Source organism: Nocardia sp. (genome assembly GCF_025465275.1).
Taxonomy (GTDB): Bacteria; Actinomycetota; Actinomycetes; order Mycobacteriales; family Mycobacteriaceae; genus Nocardia.
On the sequence record NZ_JAODNK010000006.1, the window covers coordinates 33245 to 57688 of the forward strand.

Consider the following 24444-nt stretch of genomic DNA (forward strand, 5'->3'; position numbering starts at 1 on the left):
TTGCTAGTGCGCAAGACGAAAGGGTTGTCATGGCGGGCAAGCGAACTGTGCTTACTGTCCGTTTGCGCAGACTCGCGGCGATGCTTCACGAGATGCGTGAAACCGCCGGCCTCAGCAAAGAGGTGGTCAGCGCCAGAACAGGTATCAACGTCACCACCCTGTACCGCATCGAGACCGCGCAGGCCAGGCCACAGCGCCGCACCCTGACCGCCATGCTGGAGCTCTACGAGATTCCCGAGCCACAGCGTTCAGATGCCTTGCAGTTGCTGGTGGATGCGCTCAAACCCGGTATGGCGCGGTCCTTCGAGGACGCCGTCTCGGAGGTCTACGGCGCGTACATCAACTTCGAGGCCGAGGCGCTGTCGGCGCGCTTCTTCCAATCCTCCTACATCCCCGGCCTGCTGCAGACCGCGGCGTACGCGAGCGCCATCTACCAGACCACCATGCCCAAGATCTCCGAACAGGTACTGGAGCAACGCATTCGGGCACGCAGTGAACGCTCCCGGGTGCTCGTCAAGGACGATCCCCTGGAGCTGTGGGTGGTGCTGGACGAGTCGGTCGTGCGCCGCCTGGTCGGCGGCAAAGAGGTGATGCGCGAACAGTTCGACCGGCTGCTCGAGCACACCGACAAGCGCAATGTGATCCTGCAGATCCTCCCCTTCGACGCCGGCGCCCACCCGGGCATGCTCGGCTCGTTCACACTGCTGGACTTCCCGGATCCGGCCGACCCCGAACTGGTGTACGTGGAAGGCCAGGCCAGCGACGAACTGATCGAGGGGCATCCGGAGGTCCGCCGCTACGGCGTCATGTTCGACCAGCTGCGAGCGATGGCGCTGAGCCCGCGCGACTCCATCAATATGATCGAGCAGACCATGAACGACTTCGGTACTTGATCATCCACCCACCCTAGGTGGGCAGATCACCACCCTCGGAGCGGTGATCGACAGCACTGAGGTTGCTGTCGGGCCCGGCCGAATGCGGCGACAGTTGGATACATAGCCAACAGCACCACGTAGCCGCATCTCCGAGAGGATGATTACCGATGTGCAAGCCGGTCGAATCGCCCGCCACCACCACCGACGAACTCACCCCGATCGAGCTGGATCGCTGGAGCAATCGCCTGGCCCGCATGCTGGTGCACCGCGGAGTCCGCCCCGGCGACCGCGTCGCCATCGTGCACACCCCGCAGCTGGAGTCGATCGTGGCCCGGCTGGCCATCACCAAGACCGGCGCCACCCCGGTGCCCTACACCACCGAAGCCACCGCCTCGCGGGCCGATTTCGGCGTCACCACCAAGGCCGGTATGGAGAACTACACCGACGCCGGCCGCTGGCTGGTGCTCGACGATCGCTCCACGCTGGTGCAGTACCTGACCGGTTCCGACGCGCCCCTCACCGCCGCGGAGCTCCATCCGGCACTCCTGGCCACCGCCTGATCTGCCGAATCTCACCAGCCCGCAGGATGTTTCATGGCTTCCAGCTCTGCCACCTCAGCCTTCGCTCTGTCCGCTGCACAACGTGGCATCTGGTTCGCCCAGCAGCTGGCCCATGACACCCCCATCTCCATTGCCCAGTATGTCGAGTTCGTCGGCCCGGTCGATGTGGACCTGCTCGCCGATGTCGCCCGGCAGGCGGGCCGGGAGTTCGGCACCGGCTATCTGCGCCTCATCGAAATCGACGAACTGCCATGGCAACTCGTCGACACCACGCTCGACGACAGTATTCTCACCGTCGATCTGAGCGGCGCACCCGATCCGGAGGCCGCCGCGCAGGCGTGGATGCGCGCGGAATACACCGCGCCCCTGGATCTCACCCGGGACCGGCTGTGCACCGTGGCCATGCTGCGGCTGGCCGAAGATCGCTGGTTCTGGTACTCGCGGTTGCATCACATCCTGCTCGACGGCGTCGGCGCACTCACCATGCTGCAGCGCACCTCCGAGCTCTACAACGCCATTGCCGGCGGGCGAGAGGTACCCCCGGGCAAGGCCGAGCCGTTGCAACACATCGTGGAAGCCGATGCAACGTACCGGAATTCGGAGAAGCTCGGCGCTGATCGGGAGTACTGGAAGCAACACCTGGAGGGTATGGCCGAACCCCGGCAGCTGGGCGGGCACGCGGGGGCGGTCGACGCCCATCCCCGACTGCTCAGCGGCGCACTGCCGGCGGAGACCGCGGCAGCGCTGGAGGCCGTCACCGCCGAACTGTCCACCAGTCCCGCACCCGTGGTGGTGGCCGCCTTCGCCGCGTTTGTCGGCGCCATGACCGGCAGCGGCGAAATCGTGCTGAGCCTGCCGGTCTCCGGCCGCACCACCGCCACCCTGCGACGCTCCGGCGGCATGGTCGCCAATGTGGTGCCGCTGCGCCTGCATCCCACACCGGCCGCCACCGTGGGTGCGCTGATTCGAGCCACCCAGGGTGAACTCGTGGCCGCACTGCGCCGGCAGCGCTACCGGCAGGAAGACATCTTCCGCGATCTGGGCTGGGCCATGGACGAGATCGCCGGCTTCGGTCCGACGGTGAACCTCATGCTGGCCGATACCCGCATCCGGCTGGGCGGGGTGACCGGGCAGCTGCATGTGCTGACCTCGGGCCTCATCGACGATCTGTTCGTCAATGTCTATCCCGGGACCGGCGGGGAACAGACCCATATCGACTTCCAGGCCAATCCGAACCGCTACGGCGAGGCCGAACTGGCCACGCTGCACGCGCGGTTCCTGGAATTCCTGCATCGATTCCTCGTGGGTGGGCAGAGCACGCCACTCGCCGGGGTCACTGCGCTATCGGCGGCCGAGCGCCAGGAGCTGGCACCCGCATTGGGCCGGATCGGCACCCGGGCGCACACCCTGCCCGAGATTCTGAACGCCGGAGCGCAGGTCGATCCGTCCGCGATCGCCATGCGCGCCGACGGGACCGCCTTCACCTACCGGGAGGTCAGCGAGTACAGCAATCGACTGGCCCGGCTGTTGATCGCTGCGGGCGCGGGACCCGAACGGGCCGTTGCCATCTCGATCCCGCGATCCGCGGAGTCGGTGCTGGCCATGTGCGCGGTGGCGCAGACCGGGGCGGCCTTCGTGCCGATCGATCCCGGATATCCCACCGATCGCATCGAGCACATGATCACCGACAGCCGGGTGGTGGCCGGAGTGACGGTGGCGGATGCGCGCGGTGCGCTGCCGGATCGGGTGCAATGGCTGGTTATCGACGACGAGGCGGCCGAAATAGAGCTTGCCGCAGTCGATTCCGGTCCGATCACCGATGCCGACCGGCTCGCGCCGGTGCGGATCGACCAGCTCGCCTATCTGATCTATACCTCCGGTTCCACCGGTCTGCCCAAGGGTGTCGGGGTGACCCACCGTGGGCTGTCCAATCTGGTGACCGGCTCCGGCGCGGCCTTCGGAGTGCGCTCGGATGCGGTGATGGCGCATGCCGTTTCGCCGAGTTTCGATATTTCGGTCGAGGAGCTGCTGGTCGCGTTCGCGGTGGGAGCGACCGTGGCGGTGGTACCGCCTGCCGCCTACGCGGGTGAGGAGTTGGCGCGAGTACTGCGCACGCTGGAGGTCACACATTTGAATGTGACTCCCGCCGTGGCGGGTTCGCTCGAGGTGGCGACGCTGCCGCGATTGCGCACACTGGTGGTCGGCGGGGATTCCTGCCCGCCGGAGCTTCCCGCGCGCTGGGCCGGACGCTCGGTACTCAATGGGTACGGACCGACCGAGACCACCGTCACCGCGACACTCAGTGCGCCTTTGACTCCGGGCGAACCGATCACCATCGGCGTTCCGGCACGCGGGGTGAGTGCCGTTGTCCTCGATCCCTGGCTGCGACCGGTACCGCCCGGAGTGACGGGCGAATTGTATTTGAGCGGCCCCGGATTGGCTCGGGGCTACCACCAGCGCATCAGGTTCACCGCCGAGCGGTTCGTCGCGAATCCCTTCGCCGCCGGTGAGCGCATGTATCGCACAGGCGACCTCGTGCGGTGGCGACGGCGCAATGGGCGCTTCGAGCTCGAGTTCGCCGGGCGCGGCGATACCCAGGTGAAAGTGCGCGGATTCCGCATCGAACTCGGTGAAGTGGATGCGGCGGTCGCGCGGCATGCCGGAGTGGCGACCGCCATTACGGTGGGCGCGAATACGCCGGGCGGAACGATCGCGCTGGTGTCGTATGTATTGGCCGCGCCGGATGCGACCCTCGATGCCGAGGCCGTGAAAGCCACTGTCGCCCAGCAGCTCCCGTCGCATATGGTGCCATCGGTGGTCATGGTCCTCGATACGCTGCCACTCACCCCGGCGGGCAAGGTGGATCGGCGGGCGCTGCCGCAGCCGGAGTTCGGCGCGCGCACCCGCACCGGCCGCGCACCCGAGGGCGAGCGGGAGCGCACGCTCGCAGCCATTTTCGCCGAGGTGCTCGGCACGGACGCCATCGGCGCGGACGACAATTTCTTCGCCCTCGGCGGCGACAGTATTGTCGCCATCCAGCTGGTGGCGCGCGCCAAGGCCGCCGGACTGGGCTTGCGGGCGCGAGATGTCTTCGAGCACAAGACCGTTGCCGCGCTCGCCAGGGCCGCCACCGATGCCACCGCGCTGGTCGTGCAGGAGCTGCCCGGTGGTGGCATCGGCCAGATACCGCTCACTCCGATCGCGGCCGCCATGCTCGATCAGGGTGACAGTTGGCCGCGCTTCGCCCAGGCGGTCCTCATCGGACTGCCGCGCGATGTTGACAGGTCCCAGCTGGCAGGGGCTGTCCAGGCCCTGCTCGACCGCCATGATCTATTGCGCAGCACGCTGACCCAGCAGGCCGGGTCCGGATGGGAATGGCTGGTCGACAAGCCCGGTTCGGTGGAGGCCGGTGCACTCATCGAGATGGTCCGGGCGGCTGCCGATACCGATGGGGCCGCGGAATTGGCGCGCGCCGCTGATCTGCTCGATCCGTCCGCCGGGGTGGTCGCGCGGTTCGTACTCATCGAACGCGAGGGCCGCGATCCGCTGCTGTGGATCGTGCTGCATCATCTGGTCACCGACGGTGTGTCCTGGCGAATTCTCCTGCCCGACTTGGTAACTGCCTGGTCAGGCAGTGCGCTCCCCCCGGTCGGCACCTCCTTCCGGCGCTGGGCGCACGCGCAACAGGAGCAGGCCGCGGAGCGGATAGCGGAATTGCCGCTATGGCAGGAAATTCTGGAGACTCCCGACCCGGCACTGGGCGCGCGGGCCCTCGATGCCGAGCACGACACCGCCGCCACCATGGAGCAGCTGCGCACCACCATCCACGCCGAAACCACCTCGGCGGCACTGGAACTCATCCCCGAGCGCTTCCATTGCGGAGCCGATGACGCACTGCTCACCGCCCTCGCCCTCGCGGCGAGCAGGTGGCGCAAAATCAACCGCACCCTGCTCACGCTGGAGGGCCACGGCCGCGAGGAATCGATCCTGCCCGGAGCGGATATCTCCCGCACCGTCGGCTGGTTCACCAGCGTGTATCCGGTCGCACTGGATCTCGGCGGGATTAATATCGACGAGGCATTCCGGGGCGGACCCGCCGCCGGAGCCGCACTCAAAGCCGTCAAGGAACAGCTGCGGGCCATCCCGGACAAGGGCGTCGGATTCGGCATGCTGCGCTACCTGAATCCAGAGACGGCCGCCGAGCTGGCCGCAGCGCCCGTTCCGCAGCTCAGCTTCAACTATTTGGGGCGTACGGGGGCCAGTGCCGAGGGCGGCGAAGTCCCCTGGCTGCCACGTCGTTTCGAGGCGACTCACGATGATCGCGCACCCCTCGCGGCGGCCGTCGATATCAATGCCTTCCACACCGATGCCGGTTTGGAGATCACCTGGGCGTACGCCGCACGGCTGGTCACCGAGACCCAGGTCCGCGAGTTCGCCGAGCTGTGGGCCGCGGCTCTGACCGCACTCACCACCCATGCCCGCCAGGCCGGTGCCGGCGGGCACACACCGTCCGACTTCTCGCTCGTCGACGTGGCGCAGCCGCACCTCGACGCGTGGGAGCGCGAGTATCCGCAGCTCACCGACGTCTGGCCGCTGTCACCACTGCAGTACGGCCTGCTGTTCCATGCCCGGTACGACACCGACACCGCCGACGGCTACACGGTGCAGACGCAGCTGTCGCTGGCGGGCCGCGTGGATGCGGCGCGGCTGCGGAATGCGGCGCAGAGCATTCTCGACCGGCACGAGGTACTGCGGGTGGCCTTCACCGAAACGGCGGCAGGACCGCGCCAGCTGGTGGTCGCCGGTGCCGAAATACCCTGGCAGCAAGTCGATCTCACCGATATCGAGGACCCCGCCGAGCGACAGCGCGAGCTGATGCGCCTGATTGCCGTCGATGCCGGCACCAGGTTCGATCTCGCGCGCCCGCCGCTGTTGCGCATGAGTCTGATTCGCACCGATGCCGAGGCGTACACGCTGCTCATGACCAATCACCATCTGGTGCTGGACGGCTGGTCAACGCCGCTGGTGGTGCGGGAACTGCTGGCCGGATACCTGGCCGCGGTCACCGGGCACGAACTCAGCGCAGCGCCCGCGCATTCGTATCGCGAATTCCTGGCCTGGCTGGGCGAGCAGGACGATGCCGCCTCCCTGGCCGCGTGGACCGAGGCCCTCGCGGGCGTGGACTCCCCGACCCGCGCCGTACCCTCCCTGGCAGAAATCTCCAGTACCGAATCCGGCATGGTGACAGTCGATTTCGGGACGGAGGCGCTGTCGCGGCTGGAGTCGACCGTGCGTGCCGCCGGTGCGACCGTGAACACCGCCGTTCAGACCGCCTGGGCACTGCTGCTGGCCATGGTCACCGGGCGCACCGATGTGGTGTTCGGCGGGACCGTATCCGGGCGGCCGCCACAGCTGGCCGGTATCGAGGAGATGGTCGGGCTCTTCATCAATACCCTGCCGGTACGGGTGCGACTGGACCCCGCCGAACGAGTAACCGAACTGCTGGCCCGGGTGCAATCGGAACAGACGCAACTGCTCGATCATCAGCATGTCGGGCTGGCCGCCATTCATCAGGCGGTCGGACTGTCCGAACTCTTCGACACCCTCACCGTTTTCGAGTCCTACCCGATCGATCGGGAGACACTGTCGCAGGCCTTGGATATCGCCGGTATGCGCATCCTGGATGTCTCCGGCACCGATGCCACACCGTATCCGCTGAACCTCATGGTGATTCCGCAGCGCGCACCGGACGGCGCCGAAAGTCTGCAGCTCACCGTGAAATTCATGACCGATCAGCTGCCCGAGGCACAGGCGCGGCGGCTGCTGGAACGCTTCGCGCAATTGCTCGGGCAGATCGCGGACCGGCCCGGGCTCCGGGTGGCGCAGCTGCAGCACTGCGACCCCGCCGAGCGGCGCGCGCTGCTGCCGGTGCGCGGTCTCGGGCCGGTGCCCATGCGCACGCTGGCCGATATCCTCGGCGCCGGCGCCCGAGTCGCGCCGGACGGGATTGCCATCAGCACCGGCACTCTCACCATGACCTACCGCGATCTCGACGCCTGGTCCAATCGCTTCGCCCGCATGCTGCTGCGCCGCGGTGTCGGCCGCGAGGTCTTCGTGGTGCTGGCGCTGACCCGCTCGGTGGAATCGGTGGTCGCGGTGTGGGCGCTGGCCAAGACCGGGGCGGCATTCCTGCCGCTGGACCCCAACTATCCGGTGGAGCGCATCGAGCACATTCTCACCGACTCGCGCGCACCGATCGGCGTGACGGTGTGCTCGGTCGGCGAAACGCTGCCGGGCAGTATCGACTGGCTGCTGCTGGACGATCTCAACACCATTCGCCGGGTCATGACGGTCTCGGACGCGCCCATTACCGATGCGGAACGCGGCGGGCCCATCGATCTGAACCAGATCGCCTATCTCATCTACACTTCCGGCTCCACCGGCAAACCCAAGGCCGTATTGCTCAGCCATCGCGGCCTGGCCAATCTGGTGTCCTCGCAGGAAACCTTCCTCGATCTGAACGAGGAGTGCAGCACGCTGCAGGTGGCCTCCCCCAGCTTCGACGCCTCGGTGCACGAAATGCTCATGGCGCACGGTATGGGCGGCCGACTGGTCATCTCGCCGCCGGATGTGTACGGCGGCCCAGAGCTGGAAGAACTATTGCGCACCGAGCGGGTGACCCATGCGGTCATCACACCGTCGGTGCTGGCCACCATGAATCCGGCCGGACTCGGCGATCTGCGGAATCTAACGGTGGCCGGCGAGGCGGCCGGACCGGAACTGGTGGCCGCGTGGTCCACCGGGCGACGCATGGTGAACCTTTACGGGCCAACCGAATTCAGCATCTGGGCGACCGGTCCGGGCGAACTTCGGGGCGGCGAGCCCATAACCATCGGCACGCCCATTCGCGGCGCGGCGGCCATGGTGCTCGACACCTGGCTGCGACCGGTGCCCGTGGGCACGACCGGCGAGCTGTATCTGACCGGTCCGGCGCTCGCCCGCGGCTACTTCAACCGATTCTCGCTCACCGCAACACGTTTCGTGACCAATCCGTACGGCTCTCCCGGCACACGCATGTACCGCACCGGCGATATGGTGCGCTGGGTGCCGACCGAGCACGGCGCGGAGACCCGGCTCGAGCTGGAATATCAGGGGCGCAGCGACTTCCAGGTCAAGATTCGCGGACTGCGTATCGAACTCGGCGAGATCGACGCGGTCTTGAGCGCCGACGACGAGGTCGAATACGCCGCCACCATCGGCTGCCCAGGGCCGGGCGGGCAGACCGTTCTGGTCTCCTATGTTGTCGGGCTGGGCGAGCACGACCTGGATACCGAACTGCTGCGCACCCGCGTCGCCGCCGCACTGCCGGGATATATGGTGCCGAGCTACCTCATCGAACTCGATGAAGTGCCGCTCACGCCGGTCGGCAAACTGGATCGAACTGCCTTGCCCGCACCGGATTTCGCCAGTCTGCTGGAACGGTATCTGGCACCGCGCACCGCCGTGGAGACCGCGGTCGCCGACGTGTTCGCCGAGGTGCTGGGCGTGGAAAAGGTCAGTATCGATCGATCCTTCTTCGAACTCGGCGGCAATTCGCTCAGCGCCACCCGCGTGGTGGCGCGAGTCAATGCCGCAGTGGGCGCGACCATTGCGCTGCGCGATCTGTTCGACGCACCGACCGTCGCCCAGCTCTCGACACGTGTGGTGCCCGCGGGCGACGGTATGGGGCGGCCCGTATTGGCGGCCCGTATCCGGCCCGACCGGATTCCGCTTTCCCCTGCGCAGCAACGCATGTGGGTGATGAACCGGTTGGACCCGGCATCGGCGGCCTACAACATCTCCGTCGCGCTGCGGCTTCGCTCCGTCGGCCCGCGCTTCGGTGCGCTGGATGTGCGGGCGCTGCGGCAGGCCGTCATCGATGTGGTGACCCGGCACGAGACGCTGCGCACCATCTATCCGGCGGACGCCGACGGACCACGTCAGGTGGTGGTCGGCGCGGAGTCGGCCGCGCCCGAACTGCGGGTCGTCGAGACCGAAGACGGTGCGGCACTGGCCGATCAGATCGCGGCGGTCACCGGCGCCGGATTCGATCTGACCCGGGAATCGCCGCTGCGCCTCGGGTTCTTCCGGATCACCCCGGACAGCGAGGCCGAGACGCACGTGGTGGTGCTGGTGGTGCACCATGTCAGCGCCGACGGAACCTCCATGGCCCCGCTGGCCACCGACCTCATGGCGGCCTACCTGGCGCGCACTGCCGGAGCGGACCATGCGCTGCCGCCGCTGCGGGTGCAGTACGCGGACTACTCGATATGGCAGCGCGAGCTGCTCGGCGACGAGCGCGACCCGGACTCCGCTGCCGCACAGCAGATCCGGTACTGGTCGGAGCGACTGGCCGCGACACCGGACGCATTGGAACTGCCCGCCGACCGACCGCGGCCGGCGGTGCAGAGCATGCGCAGCGCCGATCTGGCCTTCACCGTCCGGCCCGAATTGCACAGTGCCCTCACGTCTTTGGCCACCGAGACCGAATCCAGTCTGTTCATGGTGGTGCATGCCGCGCTGGCGGTGCTGCTCTCCCGACTCGCGGGCACTCCGGACGTCTTGATCGGCACCGCCGTGGCGGGACGCGGCGAAGCCGCACTGGACGATCTGGTCGGCATGTTCGTCAATACGCTGGCCCTGCGCACTCCGGTCGACGCCGGACGCGGCTTCCGCGAATTCCTCGCCACCGTCAGGACTTCGGACCTCGACGCCTTCGCCAATGCCGAGGTGCCCTTCGAACGCCTGGTGCAGGTGCTGGATCCGCCACGATCCACGGCACACCATCCGCTGTTCCAGGTATCGCTGTCCTTGCAGAACTTCAGCACCCCGGCGCTGGAATTCCCGGGACTGCGGGTGACGGTGGAGCCGTTCGACCGGGATACCTCCCAATTCGATCTGACCTTCGATCTGCGCGACCCGAATCCCGGTGCGGGACCGGGTGGTTTGGACGGCACCCTCACCTACGCCACCGATATGTTCGATGCGGCCACCGCCGCACAGTTGGTGTCGAGGTGGGAGCAGTTGCTCACCACCATTGCCGCCGACCCGGATATCCGGATCTCCGATATCGATCTCATGGCCCCGGCCGAGCGGGCCGCACTGGTACCGCTGCGCGGGCCGCGCAGCGCCGGAACGAGCACGCTCGCCGAGATTCTCACGACCGCCTCGGCTTTCCACCCCGATCGCCCGGCCATTGTCGCCGACGGCCGCACCACCACCTACGGCGAACTCGAGGCCGCCGCCGATCAGCTGGCGGACCAGCTCTCGGCAGCTGGGGCCGATGTCGAAACCGTGGTGGCCCTGGCGCTTTCACGCAGCGCCGAACTGCTCATCGCACTGCTGGCCACCGCCAAGACCGGGGCGGCCTTCCTGCCCATCGACCCGCGTCATCCACTCGATCGCATCGACCACATGCTGTCCGACTCCGGCGCGGTGCTCGGATTGACCACCAGCGTCCACCGGCCGCTGCTGCCCGACACCGTCCGCTGGGTGCAGCTGGATCAGCCTGCCACTCCTGTGCGGGCGAAAGCTCCGTGGGAACAGACGTATCGCGAAATACATCCGGACCACCCTGCCTGGCTGATCTACACCTCCGGGTCGACCGGAACGCCCAAGGGCGTGTCGGTCTCGCATCGCGGCATAGCCGATCTCGTACGGGCGCAGTATCACATGCTCGGGCTCAACGCGAAGTCGCGGGTATTGCAGGTCGCCTCACCGAGTTTCGATGCCTCGGCGTTCGAAGCACTCATGGCGTTCGGCGCGGGCGGCACCGCGGTGGTCGCGCCGCCCGATGTGTTCGGTGGCGACGCGCTGGCGGAACTCATTGCCGCACAGCAGGTTACCCATCTGGTGATCACGCCCTCCGCGCTGGCGACCATGGATCCGGCTGCGGTGCCCAGCGTTCGTGTGCTGGCTGTCGCCGGTGAAGCCATCGGACCCGATCTTGTCGCCCGCTGGGCGGCGTACCGGATGCTGGTGAATCTCTACGGCCCTACCGAATTCACCATCTGGGCAACAACTTCGGATGTTCTGCGGGCCGATCGGCAGGTCACCATCGGCCGCCCGATCCGCGGAGCAGCCGCGGTGGTCCTCGATGAACGGCTGCGGCCGGTGCCCGTGGGTGTGGCCGGTGAGCTCTACTTGGCCGGACCCGCACTGGCCCGCGGCTATCACGCGCGCCCCGGCCTGACCTCGGGCCGCTTTGTCGCCGACCCCTACGGCGAGCCGGGAGAACGCATGTACCGCACCGGCGATCTGGTGCGCTGGACCGGCGCGCTCGCCGCGCCCCGGCTGGAGTATCTGGGCCGCACCGACTTCCAGGTCAAGGTGCGCGGCCAGCGCATCGAACTCGGCGAGATCGACGCGGTGCTGACCCGCGCCGACCAGGTCGAATTCGCTGTCACCCTGGGTGTTCCGGGACCGGGCGGGGCCACCGCACTCGCGGCCTATCTGCTGCCCGTGCTCGGCGCGGAGCTCGATATCGCCGCCGTGCGCGCGCATGCCACCGATCGGCTGCCCGGCTATATGGTGCCATCGGCCTTCGTGGTGCTCGACGCCATCCCGCTCAATGCCGTCGGCAAACTCGATCGGAAAGCCCTGCCGCAGCCGGTATTCGAGGCCGAGACCGAATATCGCGCACCGACCACCGACACCGAATCGACGCTGGCCGCACTCGTGGCGGAGCTGCTCGGACGCGATCGGGTCGGCGTGCACGATTCGTTCTTCGCGCTCGGCGGGGACAGCATTCTGGCCATTCAACTGGTGTCGCGGGCGCGGCTGCACGGGCTCGAGCTCACGCCGCTGCAGATCTTCGAGCACCGCACCGTCGCCGCACTGGCAGCACTGGCCGATGCGGCGGGCGAGGCCGTGGTCCTCGAGGAGCTGCCGGGCGGGGGTGTAGGCGATATGCCGCTCACGCCGATCATGCGCTGGATGATCGAGCGCGGCGGTGACTTCGGCCGGTTCGCGCAGACCGCCGTGCTGGAGATGCCGTCGGGCATTACTCGCGCGCAGTTGGTCGCCACCGTCGGTGCGGTGATCGACCACCACGACATGTTGCGCGCCCAGCTCAGTAATGAGGACGGTGACTGGCGGCTGCGGACCCGTGAGCCCGGCGCCGTCGATGTGGATGCGCTGCTGCATCGGGTGGAATTCGATGCCGCCGGCACCAGCGAGCTGCGCGAATATGCCGCGACCGAACTCGATTCGGCCCTGCAGCGGCTCGATCCGGCGACCGGGATCATGCTCCAACTGGTGTGGCTCGACCCGGCGGGACCGACCGGTCGCTCCGGACGATTGATCCTGGTGGCACACCATCTCGTAATAGATGGTGTGTCCTGGCGAATCCTGGTCCCGGATCTGATCGCCTCCTGGGCCCAGATCTCCGGTGGCGCGGCCCCGGTCCTGTCCGAAACCGGGACCTCCATGCGCCGCTGGGCACATGCGCTGCACGAGGAGGCGCACAGCGCCACCCGCACCGCCGAACTCGACTACTGGCACGAGATCGCCACCACCCCCGATCCGCCGATCGGCCGCCGCGAACTCGATCCCGAGATCGATCTCATCGGCACCGTGCGCGCGGTCGACGTCGAAGCACCCGAGGAGGTCACCACCGCCCTGCTCACCACACTGCCCGCCCTGTTCGGCGGCAGTGTCGAAGACGCGCTGCTGGCGACCCTCGCCCTCGCGGTCCGGCACTGGCGGATCCGCAGTGATTACGACTCGGTGCTGATTCGTATGGAGGGCCACGGGCGGCAGCAGGAAATCGTGCCCGGCGCGGATCTGTCCCGCACCATCGGCTGGTTCACCAGTCTCTATCCCGTGGAACTGCGGCTGCCGGGCATCGATATCGACGATGCGCTCCAGGGCGGGCCCGCCATGGGCGAGGCGATCCGCGCGGTGAAGCATCAGCTGCTTGCCGTGCCGGACAAGGGCATCGGATTCAGCCTGCTGCGCTACCTCAACCAGGAGGTGGCAGGACAGCTGCCCGAGCAATTGCCGGGGCGCATCGGATTCAACTATCTGGGCCGATACGCCGCCGCCGACATTCCGGCCGGGCTGGAAGGGCTCGGCTGGCTGCCCACCGACGAATTCGGGGATCTGCACGCGACGGAAAACCCGGATGTGCCGGTGACCGCCGAAATCGAGATCAATGCCGTGGTGGCCGGCGACCGGTTGCAGGCGAGTTTCACCTACCCCGAAAAGCTGGTGCCCCGATCGAAGGTCGCCGCCCTGGCCTGGCTGTGGATCGAAGCACTCACCGCCGCAGCCTGGTTCGCCGATACCCCGGCTGCCCGCGCGGCCGCCGACGCGGAATCGCGGTACGTGGCAGAGCAAGCCAGGGCGGCTGCCGCACTGATTGCCGCACAACAGGATTCGCCGCCCGGACTCGGACTGGACGTGGTACTGCCCATCCGTCTCGGCGGTGGCGAACCCGCGCTGTTCTGCATCCACCCGTCCTCCGGCATGGCGTGGACCTACCTGGGACTGGCCGATGCCCTGCGACCCGGCCGTCCCATCTACGGATTGCAGGCCCCGGACCTGTCCGGCGCACCGCACGCCGAGAGCATCGACGACTTCGCCGAGCGCTACGTCCGGGAAATCCGGCGTCTGCAACCGGAGGGCCCGTACCATCTGCTCGGCTGGTCCTTCGGCGGCCTCATCGCACATGCCGTCGCCACAAAACTCCAGGAAGCAGGGGCTCGGATCGGCATTCTCACGCTGCTCGACGCCGACAGCACCGATATCGACGGTGACAGCATCGAAAGGCTCACCGCCGGTTCCTTCGTGGCCAGTTTCGGCCAGGTCTTCGGCATCGAGGACGTACCGGCCGACGCCACCGCCGACGAGGCCGCCGAGCTCATTCGCGACCGCATGGGCGGAATCTCCTTGATCGATGCCGCCACCCTCGAACGCATGGCCGCCTCCTACAACGCCTCCGCCCGCACCCGCACCGGATATCAGCGGCCGGTATTCCACGGCGACGCACTGTATTTCAGCGCCACCGTCGACACCTCGGAGATCTTCGGGCCCGCCGGCTGGCGGCCGTGGATCACCGGTGACATCACCAATCACGACATCGAAGTCGCTCACGAGGAACTGACCGCGCCACCCGCGCTCGCGGCGATTGCCCGCATCCTCGACGAATACCTCGGAGGGACACAGTGACCACAGCCAATAGCGCGGTGACATCGGAAGCCGGCGACGGCGTCATCGTCGAAGGCGTCGAGAAATCCTTCGGCGCGGTACAAGCCTTGCGCGGCATCACCTTCAAGGCCGCACCCGGCGAAGTGCTCGGCATTCTCGGGCCCAATGGCGCCGGGAAGACCACCACCGTCAATATCCTCTCCACGCTCATCGCACCGGATGCCGGGCGCGCCTCGGTCGCGGGGCACGATGTGGTCGCCGAAGCCGCCGAGGTGCGCCGCAGCATTATGCTGACCGGCCAATTCGCCGCGCTCGACGACGCTTTGAACGGGTACGAGAACCTCGTCATGTTCGGGCGGCTGATGGGACTGCGCAAGCGCGCCGCGCGCGCCCGCGCCGACGAACTCATCGATGAATTCGATCTCACGGCGGCCGCGAAACGCCGCGTCGGCACCTACTCCGGCGGTATGCGGCGGCGCATAGACATCGCCTGCGGGCTGGTGGTGCGGCCGGAGGTGGTATTCCTCGACGAACCCACCACCGGGCTGGATCCCCGTAGCCGCCAAGGGGTGTGGGATCTGGTCGGCGGATTCCGCAAGCACGGCATCACCACGCTGCTCACCACGCAGTATCTGGAGGAGGCCGATGCGCTCTGCGACCGGATCATCGTCATCGACCACGGGGTGGTCATTGCCAGCGGCACCCCTGATGAGCTCAAGGCGCGCACCGGCGGCAGCTACTGCGAAATCGTGCCGCTGCGCATGGAGGATCTGCCCGCCATTGCCGCCGCGCTCGGCGATCTGATCCCCGAGGCGACTCGTGTTGCCCTGACCGGGGATTCGGATCGATTGTCCATTCCCGCACCGGAGGGCGCGAAGACGCTCGCCGAGGCACTGCGCCGACTCGACAGCGCCGGAATGGAATTGGTGGATATCGCACTGCGGCGACCCTCGCTCGACGAGGTGTTCCTCGAACTCACCGGCCATCCGGCCGAACAGACGGTCGCCGAGGAAGGGGCGCCGTCGTGACCGCCGAGGCGGCCGCACCCGCGGTCTGGCTCACCAGCGCTCGCGCCACACCTGCCACCTTGCGGCAGTGGTGGGTGCTCACCATCCGGCTGATCGTGCCTGCGATCACGACCGGGGAGATCATTACCGCGGTCCTCGCGCCCATTACCTTCACCATCAGCTTCTACATTCCGCTCAACCGCGTAATGTCGTTCGCCGGAACGGGATTCAGCTCCTACGCGCAGTTCATGACACCCATCGTCATGCTGCAGGCGGCCGCGTTCACCGCCATCTCCGCCGCCTTCCGTGCCGCCACCGATATGGTCTCCGGACTGGATCGGCGCTTCGATGCCATGCCCATGCATCCGCTTATCCCCACTGCGGCGCGTATGGCCGCCAACCTCTTTCGCATGCTCGTCGGGCTCGCCTCGGCCGTGGTGAGTGTGTACGTGATCGGCTTCCGCTTCCACGGCCCCGCCTCGCACACCATTGGATTCCTGCTCTTCGCCATGCTGATCGGCATCGCCTTCAGCATCGGCGCCGATGTCATCGGCACCGTGACCAAGAGCCCGGAGGCGACCACCCAGATGCTGGTGCTGCCGCCGCTGATCCTGGGCATGCTCTCCACCGGACTCGCACCGGCGAGCCAATTCCCGCACTGGGTACAGGCTTTCGTGCGCAATCAACCCGTCTCGCAATTCGCCTACGGGCTGCGCGCGCTCGGCGGCGATACCCGCGGACACGCGGGCGAGGTGACCTGGTCGCTCATGACACCGCCGCTGCTCTGGGCCGCCGCGATTATCGTGTTCTCACTGATCTGCACCGTCCGGCTGAATATGAAGAGGTCGTGACATGGCCACCCTCGCCGAACACACCGACGCCGACACCCTCCGCCCACCGGAATCCTCCGCCCCGGCGCTGCTGCGGCACACCTGGATTCAGACCCAGCGGCTGCTGCTGCGCTGGGGGCGCGACCCCATCACCCTGCTCGAAACCCTGATCGTCCCGTGCCTGCTGCTGCTGATGCTCAATATTGTTGTGGGCAGCCAGATCCAGAAGTTCTCCGGCCACAGCGCCCTCTACGGATCGGTGCCGATGGTGACGCTGGTGGGCGCGCTCTCGGGCACCGTCGCCAGCGGTGTCATGCTCGGGCGGGAACGCGATGCCGGACTGCTGGCACGGTTCTGGGTGCTGCCGGTGCATCGCGGCTCCGGATTGGCGGCGCGCATTCTGGCCGAGGGCTGCCGTATCTTCTGCGGCACCGTCGTCATTATCGGCTTCGCCATGCTGCTGGGCTTCCGGTTCCATCAGGGACCGCTGGCCGCGTTCGCCTTCCTGTGGTTGCCGGTGCTGTTCGGTCTGGCCTTCGCGACCATGGTCACGGCGATCGCGGTCTTCACCGCCAAATCCACACTGGTGGAGGGCGTCGCGCTGCTGTCGTCGCTGCTCATGTTCTTCAGCACCGGCTTCGTCCCGCTCGGCGCGTACCCGAATTGGATTCAGCCCGTGGTGCGCAACCAGCCCATGTCCGTTGCCGTGGACACCATGCGCTCACTCGCGGAAGGCGGCGCCCTGGCCCGGCCGCTCATGCTCACCATCCTCTGGTCGGTGGGCATGATCATCGTGTTCGCGGTCCCCGCGGCGTACGGCTACCGCCGGGCCAGCCGCCGCTGACGCCTTTGCGTGAGATGTCCGAATCTTGTTGCCCCTGAAGGGTGCAACGCATTCCCTATTCAGCCCCCTTTCGGTAAATACCGGACGTACGGCGCGTCGTCCCCCCGCCCGAGGTTGCGCGGGGAACTATGCTGGCCGCCGTGCTCGAACCCCAATCACCCGTTGCGCCCCATCCGGATATCGCTCATCTCGCACCGCTGCTGGGTACCTGGCGCGGGCGCGGACAAGGCGAATATCCGACCATCAATAATTTCGAGTATCTGGAGGAAGTGCACTTCGGTCATGTCGGCCGCGCATTCCTCACCTATCGGCAGCGCACTCGCGCAGCCGATGACGGCCGTCCTATGCACAGTGAGACCGGATATCTGCGCGCGCTGCCCGACGACCGGGTCGAATTGATCCTCGCGCATCCGACCGGGATCACCGAGATCTGCGAGGGCAGCCTGGTCGCCGATGACGAGGGCCTGCGCATCGAGCTGGACTCCACCTCGATCGGCCTCAGCAGCAGCGCCAAAGCGGTGACCGCGCTGGGCCGCACGATCACGCTGGCCGGTAACACCCTCAGCTATTCATTGCGAATGGCGGCGGTAGAGCAGCCGCTGCAGCATCATCTGGCATCGACCATGCAGCGGGAGAACTGAAAAAACTTCTACGCCGTCCAACCATTCGTGACCTGCGACACTTTCCTTCGATAAGTGTGCGGGATCACACCTATGGGTTGCATCGAACATCACTGTCGGATTACCGTTCCTTACGGTGGCAAACAATCAGCCAACCCTAATGAGCTCCGGTTTTCCGAAACTGACCGTTCGGGTGCCTGACTCATCCCCCTAAACAAGGGAGTTGGACCATGAAGCGTTCGGCCCTTTTGCTCATCACCACCGCAGGCATGATTCTCGCCGGCGCCGGTGTCATCGAGATTCTCGGAGATGCCTCCAGCGTCGGACCACCCGCAGCTCGCACTCTTGCCCAGCAGCACTACATCGCCGATCCGGCCTCGGGGGAAATCCAGCCGCTGGCCTGCGTCCACCTCGCAGGGTCCCCCGTCTACCGCTGAAGTCCACCGCTCGACGGCTGAGTCTCAATACCCGGCCGGGAGCGCGGTGAGCATGTCGCGAGTCACCGCCACCGCATTGTCGGAACTGCCGCCGCGCACCACCAGTGTCGCGAAAGCCATATCCCCGCGGTAGCCGATGAACCAGGCGTGCGAGCCGCCGTCCACCTCCGCCTCACCGGTCTTGCCGTAGACCTCACCCTGATCCGCAATGCGCTCGGCCGTACCGCCTAGCACCACCTTGCGCATCATCAACCGCAACCCGTTCACCACATCGGTCGTCAGCTCCGGCCGATCGCCGGAGACCTGCGTCGGATGGCCGGAGATCAGATACGGCACCGGCACCGAACCGCGCGCCACCGAGGCGGCCACCATGGCCATACCGAACGGGCTCGCCAGCACCTTGCCCTGGCCGATGCCGTCCTCGGCGCGCTGCACGAGATCCTCGTCGTGCGGCACCGAACCGGAGACCGTCGGAAGGCCGACCACCGAGTAGTCGAGACCGAGACCCAGCGTCGATGCTGCCGTAGGCAGATCATCGCCGGACAGCTCCGACGCGATCTTTGCGAACGCGGTATTGCAGGACCGCTCATACGCGGTCGCTACCGGCACATCACCGAGGGAGAAGAAGTCGTAGTTCGGAATGGTGCGCTCCCCCACCACAATCCGGCCCGGGCACGGGACCACCGTGTCCGGCGTGATGTGGCCCGCCTTCATGGCGGCGGCGGCCGTTACCGTTTTGAAGGTGGAACCCGGCGGGTAGAGACCGGAGGCCGCGACGGGACCGTCGGTATCCGCGGCCGAGTTCTGCGCAATGGCCAGCACCGCACCGGTGGACGGCTGGATCACCACCATCATGGCCTGATCCTCGCGCCCGTCCACGGCCCGCTGCGCGGCGTTCTGGATATTGCGGTCGACACTCAGCGAGAACGAAGGGGAGGTCTGGGGATCGACCTCTTTCAGCACATCGGTATCGGCTCCATTGGAATTGACGGTGACCACGCTCCAGCCGGCCTTGCCGTCCACCTCGTCGATCACCGTCTTGCGAATCTGAGCGAGCAGGTCCGGGGCGAAGTGGCGGTCGGTGGGAACCAGATCCCATTGGCGGCCGAAGGTGACACCGGGCAGGCCGACCAGATCCGAGCTCACCTCCTGGTACTCCCACTCCGAGAGGATGACGACGTTGTAGGCGCCGTCTGCCTTGCGCGCGGCGGCGAGTATCGAGTCGGCGGTGAGACGCTCGTCGAAGCGCTGCAGTGCCGCTGCCAGCGCATTCGAGACCGCGACCGGATCCGAGGCGGCGGCGCGGTTGAAATTGACGCGGTAGATCGCGCCCGGCACCAGCACATCGCTGCCGGAGCGCTCGTTCACCCGAGCGCGCGGCGCGGGCAGCGAACGCAGTTGCAGCGTCTGGGTATTGCCCAGCTGCGGATGGATGTCAGCAGACGTCCAGCGCACCGTCCAGCGGCCTTCCGTGCGGCCCATTTGGAGCTGGCCGTGGTAGTTCCAGACGCGGTCCTTGGGCAGTTTCCACTCGTAGGTGTAGTCGACGATCGCGGTATCGCCGGTGACCCGGGTATCGCCGGCCCGCGCCGTCAGCTTCTCGGCCTGCAACTGATCCCAGGCGGAAGCCAGTGCGGGACCGGCCTTTTCGGGCTGTGTGGTGAGGTCGGCGGCCGCCTGCACATCGTGATCCGCGAAGGCGGACAGGAAGGCATCGGCCGCCTGCGCGGGACCCTGCGGTCCCGATGAGCAACCCACTGCGGCAACCGACACCGCGGCGGCGATCAGCATGGTCAAGACCCGTGTGGACATCGGCACAGATCGTAGAGCCAACTACTGGCAAACATGCGCGACACACTGGGCGGGAAAGGATTTCAGGGAGACTTCACAGAGCTGAGGATCGCTTACCGGCTGCGGCGAGCAGTCTGCGGCCCGTCAATCCAGCAGCACTGTCGCGAATGTCGCGATCTGCCGGAACCCGACTTTCGCGTATGCGGCGCGCGCAACCTCGTTGTAGCAGTTCACATAAAGGCTGGCAGTACGACCGGACGCCACCACCACATTCGCCACCGCGGCCGTGCCCGCGGTGCCGACACCGGTCCCGCGATGGTCCGGATGCACCCACACGCCCTGGATCTGGCCGGTACGGCGCGACATGGCACCCACCTCGGCCTTGAAGATCACCTCACCGTCCTCGAATCGCGCCCAGGCACGACCGGATTCGATGAGAGTCGCCACGCGGCGGCGGTAACCCCGGCCACCGTCCCCAGCGCGGGGATCGACCCCGATCTCCTCGGTGAACATGGCAATGGCGGCAACAAGATAGCGGTCGAGTTCCTCCGGGCGCACCCGGCGGACCCGTAGATCCGGCGCGACGCCGGCGGTCGTCTCCATGGCGAGCAGTGGTTGATCGGCGCGCAGATCCCGGGCCGGACCCCAGTGATCGGACAGCATCTCCCACAGCGGCAAGGCGAGTTCACGGCGGCCCACCACCGAGGAGCAGACGCGCGGACCGCGGACCGCGCGCTCGGCGAAGGTACGTAGATCAGCCCGATTGCCGCGCAGCGGCACCAGATTCGCGCCCGAGAAGCATAGGGACGCCTCGGGCCCGCCGCGACTCCACAGTTCCCCGTAGGCGCCACGCGAGTCCAGACCGTAGTCCTGCAACCGCGCCGCGACCATGCAACTCGCCACCGGATCGGTGTCGAGTACGCGCAAAACCTGTGTCAGATCGCGGTTCGCGAGCTGTTGAGCGCCGGAGGCTTTGCCCCGGCGAGTCGGCTCCAGCACACTCCGCACGTTCACAGCCTGCCAGAAGTTCTGAAAACGTGCCGCACTATTGCGCTCGACCGCACGCCGACCAGTCGTTTATCCGGCGCTGACAACCGGCGAACCGCTACCGGCGGCCTCACCCATCTCCTCGGCGAGACGCAGGGCCTCCTCGATCAGGGTCTCCACGATCAGGTGTTCCGGGACGGTCTTGATGACCTCGCCCTTGACGAAGATCTGGCCCTTGCCATTACCGGACGCCACACCCAGATCGGCTTCCCGCGCCTCACCGGGACCGTTGACGACACAGCCCATGACGGCCACCCGCAGCGGCACTTCCAGACCGTCCAGACCGGCGGTGACCTGGTCGGCCAGGGTGTAGACGTCCACCTGGGCGCGGCCACACGAGGGGCAGGAAACGATCTCGAGCTTGCGCGGACGCAGGTTCAGCGACTGCAGAATCCGGTCGCCGACCTTGATCTCCTCGGCCGGCGGGGCCGAGAGCGACACGCGAATCGTGTCGCCGATGCCTTCGGAGAGCAGCGCGCCGAACGCGACCGCGGACTTGATGGTGCCCTGGAAGGCCGGACCGGCCTCCGTGACACCCAGGTGCAGCGGGTAATCGCATACGGCGGCGAGCTGACGGTATGCCTCGACCATGACCACCGGGTCATTGTGCTTGACCGAGATCTTGATATTGCCGAAACCGTGCTCCTCGAACAGCCCGGCCTCCCACAGCGCCGACTCCACCAGCGCCTCCGGGGTGGCCTTGCCGTACTTCTCCATCATGCGCTTGTCGAGCGAACCCGCGTTCACGCCGATGCGGATCGGGATGCCGGCGTCACCGGCCGCCTTGGCGACCTCTTTGACGCGGCCGTCGAATTCCTTGATATTGCCCGGATTCACGCGCACCGCAGCACATCCGGCATCGATGGCCGCGAAGATGTACTTGGGCTGGAAGTGAATGTCGGCGATCACCGGGATCCCCGACTTCTTGGCGATGATGGGGAGCGCTTCCGCATCCTCCTGCGTGGGACAGGCCACACGCACGATGTCGCAACCGGACGCGGTCAGTTCCGCGATCTGCTGCAGCGTCGCATTGATGTCATGGGTCTTGGTGGTGGTCATCGACTGCACCGAGATGGGGAACTCACTACCGACGCCGACCTTGCCCACCATCAACTGGCGGGTCTGACGCCGTGGTGCGAGGACGGCCGCCGGTGCGGACGGCATCCCCAATGTGATGGCACTGCTCACGATCGGTTGCCTGCTTTCGTCTTGTCCTCACCCGTTCCGGTTCCGAGCTTACCGAGGCCCGGATACCGGTCGCCCTGTGACGGCGGCGACAACGGTACCCGCGCCGGAGCATCAGCTCGGAATCGACCGGGGCCTACAGTTCTTATTCGTTGCAGATGGCGCGAAGGTATACGGAGCGGATTGTGAAGGTAGCGAACACTGGACCATGGCCTCGCACACCTGAGGAGGCGATAGCCCTCCAAGATCGATTGCGCACCCAGGTCATCGCCCGGAATCCGCGCCCACCGCATTTCCGCACGATAGCGGGGCTTGACTCGGCCTATGACGATGACGGCAATGTCGTCGCCGCCATCGTGGTGCTGGATGCCGAGTCCCTGGAGACGGTCGAAATCGCGACCGCTCGGGGAACCACGGATTTCCCGTACGTCCCCGGTCTGCTGGCCTTCCGGGAACTGCCCACCACCTTGTCGGCCCTCGAAAACCTCAGCCTCACACCGGATCTGCTCATTGCGGACAGCCAGGGTCTGGCCCATCCGCGGCGGTTCGGGTTCGCCTGTCATATCGGACTACTGACCGGGGTACCGACGATCGGCGTGGCCAAGAATGCCTGGGGCGAGTACGAGATGCCCAGTTCGGAGCGTGGTTCGTTCAGCGAGATCACCATCGATGGCGACCCGGTGGGCCGCGCGCTGCGCACCCGCACCGACGTCAAACCGGTCTTCGTCTCGGTAGGCCATCTGATCGATGTGGAAACGGCCTGCGCCCAAGTGCTTTCGCTGACTCCCGAATTTCGCCAGCCGGAAACCACTCGGCGCGCAGACCGGCTCTGCCGTCAGCTGCTCGCCGAGAGTGCTACGGGAAGAGCTTGACCGGGTTGACGATGTCGGCGACCAGGGTGAGGACCATGTAGGCGCCGCCGATTACGACTACGACGTAAGTCGCTGGGAGCAACTTGAGGTAGTCGACCGGGGGTCCGTCGGGGAGGCCCTTGCGGCCGCGGAAGAGGTTGCGGATCTTTTCGTAGATGACGACTGCCATGTGGCCGCCGTCGAGTGGGAGCAGGGGCAGGAGGTTGAAGGCGCCCAGGAAGAAGTTCAGGCTGGCGAGGGTCAGGACGAAGAGGGACCAGAGGCCGTGCTGGGCGGTTTCGCCGCCGATCTTGCTGGCGCCGTAGACCGAGACGGGGGTTTCCGGATCGCGGACGCCACCGGTGACGGCGTGCCAGAGGTCGACGACCTTGGCGGGCATCTGGGCCAGCGACTGCACCGTGCGGTAACCGATTTGCCCGGTGAAGGCGGCCGAGGCGGGGATGGCGGACAGGACGTTGTGCTTGACGGGGCTGTAGAAGTCCTGGCCGACACCGACCTTGGCGACCGACTTCGGTGCGCCGTCCTTGGTCGGGTAGGTGACCGCGACCTGCGGGGTGATCGGGACGGTGAGGGTCTTGTCGCCCCGCTTCACGGTGTAGGTGAAGGGGCCGGTCTGCTTCTCGGTCTGGTCGCGGAAGTCCTGCCAGCTCTTGATCGAGGTGCCGTTGACCGCCGTCACGATATCGCCGCGCTGCAATCCGGCCTGCTGGGCCGGACCGTCGCCGGTGCAGGGCAGCACCGACTGGTCGGCAGCCTGATTGGCGACGCAGCTCATGGCGCCGAGCTGGGTGGCCGGCGGCTGATCGAAACGCGGCAGGCCCCACACGACGGCGAGCAGCAGAATCAGCAGGAAGCCGAGCAGGAAGTTCATCGCGATGCCGCCGAACATGACGACCATGCGCTTCCAGGTCTTCTGCCGGTACATGGCGCGGTCCAGCTCTTCGGGCTCGAGCTCGTCGAGCGCCGTCATACCGGCGATATCGCAGAAGCCGCCCAGCGGCAACGCTTTCAGGCCGTATTCGGTTTCACCCCGGCGGAACGACCACACCTTCGGGCCGAAGCCGACGAAGTAGCGGCGCACCTTCATACCGGTCGCCTGCGCCGCCCACATGTGGCCGCATTCGTGCAGTGCGACCGACACGGTGATACCGAGGGCGAACAGTGCGAAGCCGATCGCGTAGACCATGC

Annotated in this window: 13 protein-coding genes; 9 read left to right on the forward strand and 4 right to left on the reverse strand. The window is 66.9% G+C overall.

What is annotated here, in order from left to right; genetic code table 11:
* Window positions 1–80: 80 nt before the first annotated feature.
* From JWN03_RS01930 to JWN03_RS01965, 8 genes are all read left to right on the forward strand, one after another.
* Window positions 81–893, forward strand: coding sequence for a helix-turn-helix domain-containing protein (locus tag JWN03_RS01930; RefSeq protein WP_297608715.1), 813 nt, complete (start codon window positions 81–83; stop codon window positions 891–893).
* A gap of 149 nt (window positions 894–1042) precedes the next feature.
* Window positions 1043–1435, forward strand: coding sequence for an AMP-binding protein (locus tag JWN03_RS01935; RefSeq protein WP_297608718.1), 393 nt, complete (start codon window positions 1043–1045; stop codon window positions 1433–1435).
* A gap of 33 nt (window positions 1436–1468) precedes the next feature.
* A complete protein-coding gene (locus JWN03_RS01940; protein ID WP_297608721.1) occupies window positions 1469–14644 on the forward strand; it encodes a non-ribosomal peptide synthetase in 13176 nt (4391 codons plus the stop codon).
* Window positions 14641–15651 carry an ATP-binding cassette domain-containing protein gene (locus tag JWN03_RS01945; RefSeq protein ID WP_297608724.1) on the forward strand — a complete coding sequence of 337 codons (1011 nt, stop codon included), beginning with the start codon at window positions 14641–14643 and terminating at the stop codon, window positions 15649–15651. The genes JWN03_RS01940 and JWN03_RS01945 overlap by 4 nt, the downstream gene beginning before the upstream one ends.
* Entirely contained in the window at window positions 15648–16481 is an 834-nt protein-coding gene (locus JWN03_RS01950; protein ID WP_297608727.1) for an ABC transporter permease, read from the forward strand. The genes JWN03_RS01945 and JWN03_RS01950 overlap by 4 nt, the downstream gene beginning before the upstream one ends.
* A gap of 1 nt (window position 16482) precedes the next feature.
* Window positions 16483–17304, forward strand: coding sequence for an ABC transporter permease (locus JWN03_RS01955; RefSeq protein ID WP_297608730.1), 822 nt, complete (start codon window positions 16483–16485; stop codon window positions 17302–17304).
* Window positions 17305–17432: 128 nt separating this feature from the next.
* Window positions 17433–17945 (forward strand): peroxynitrite isomerase, encoded by a 513-nt coding sequence (locus tag JWN03_RS01960; protein ID WP_297608733.1) that lies wholly within the window; start codon window positions 17433–17435, stop codon window positions 17943–17945.
* Window positions 17946–18154: 209 nt separating this feature from the next.
* The gene (locus JWN03_RS01965; RefSeq protein ID WP_297608736.1) at window positions 18155–18361 is read left to right on the forward strand and encodes a hypothetical protein; all 207 of its coding nucleotides are present in this window, start codon (window positions 18155–18157) and stop codon (window positions 18359–18361) included.
* Between the two features lie 24 nt (window positions 18362–18385).
* Here the strand turns inward: JWN03_RS01965 and JWN03_RS01970 are convergent, their stop codons facing one another.
* The 3 genes from JWN03_RS01970 to ispG form a co-directional block, all read right to left on the reverse strand.
* A complete protein-coding gene (locus tag JWN03_RS01970; RefSeq protein WP_297608738.1) occupies window positions 18386–20173 on the reverse strand; it encodes a penicillin-binding transpeptidase domain-containing protein in 1788 nt (595 codons plus the stop codon).
* A gap of 123 nt (window positions 20174–20296) precedes the next feature.
* The gene (locus JWN03_RS01975; protein ID WP_297608741.1) at window positions 20297–21160 is read right to left on the reverse strand and encodes a GNAT family N-acetyltransferase; all 864 of its coding nucleotides are present in this window, start codon (window positions 21158–21160) and stop codon (window positions 20297–20299) included.
* A 69-nt stretch (window positions 21161–21229) separates the two neighbouring features.
* Window positions 21230–22363, reverse strand: coding sequence for a flavodoxin-dependent (E)-4-hydroxy-3-methylbut-2-enyl-diphosphate synthase (gene ispG, locus JWN03_RS01980; protein WP_297608904.1), 1134 nt, complete (start codon window positions 22361–22363; stop codon window positions 21230–21232).
* A 206-nt stretch (window positions 22364–22569) separates the two neighbouring features.
* On the opposite strand from ispG, the gene JWN03_RS01985 reads away from it, so the two are divergent.
* On the forward strand, window positions 22570–23256 hold the full coding sequence (locus tag JWN03_RS01985; RefSeq protein ID WP_297608743.1) for an endonuclease V: 687 nt from the start codon (window positions 22570–22572) through the stop codon (window positions 23254–23256).
* Here the strand turns inward: JWN03_RS01985 and JWN03_RS01990 are convergent.
* Window positions 23240–24442: a M50 family metallopeptidase gene (locus tag JWN03_RS01990; RefSeq protein WP_297608746.1), complete on the reverse strand. Its 1203-nt coding sequence runs from the start codon at window positions 24440–24442 to the stop codon at window positions 23240–23242. The two genes, JWN03_RS01985 and JWN03_RS01990, sit on opposite strands and share 17 nt — an antisense overlap.
* Window positions 24443–24444: the final 2 nt, after the last annotated feature.

Excerpts from the sequence above, each read along its gene's own strand:
- JWN03_RS01930 (WP_297608715.1), top strand. The coding sequence starts at position 81 with ATGCTTCACGAGATGCGTGAAACCGCCGGCCTCAGCAAAGAGGTGGTC.
- JWN03_RS01935 (WP_297608718.1), top strand. The coding sequence starts at position 1,043 with ATGTGCAAGCCGGTCGAATCGCCCGCCACCACCACCGACGAACTCACC.
- JWN03_RS01940 (WP_297608721.1), top strand. The coding sequence starts at position 1,469 with ATGGCTTCCAGCTCTGCCACCTCAGCCTTCGCTCTGTCCGCTGCACAA.
- JWN03_RS01955 (WP_297608730.1), top strand. The coding sequence starts at position 16,483 with ATGGCCACCCTCGCCGAACACACCGACGCCGACACCCTCCGCCCACCG.
- JWN03_RS01960 (WP_297608733.1), top strand. The coding sequence starts at position 17,433 with ATGCTGGCCGCCGTGCTCGAACCCCAATCACCCGTTGCGCCCCATCCG.
- JWN03_RS01965 (WP_297608736.1), top strand. The coding sequence starts at position 18,155 with ATGAAGCGTTCGGCCCTTTTGCTCATCACCACCGCAGGCATGATTCTC.
- JWN03_RS01970 (WP_297608738.1), bottom strand. The coding sequence starts at position 20,173 with ATGTCCACACGGGTCTTGACCATGCTGATCGCCGCCGCGGTGTCGGTT.
- ispG (WP_297608904.1), bottom strand. The coding sequence starts at position 22,363 with ATGCCGTCCGCACCGGCGGCCGTCCTCGCACCACGGCGTCAGACCCGC.
- JWN03_RS01990 (WP_297608746.1), bottom strand. The coding sequence starts at position 24,442 with ATGGTCTACGCGATCGGCTTCGCACTGTTCGCCCTCGGTATCACCGTG.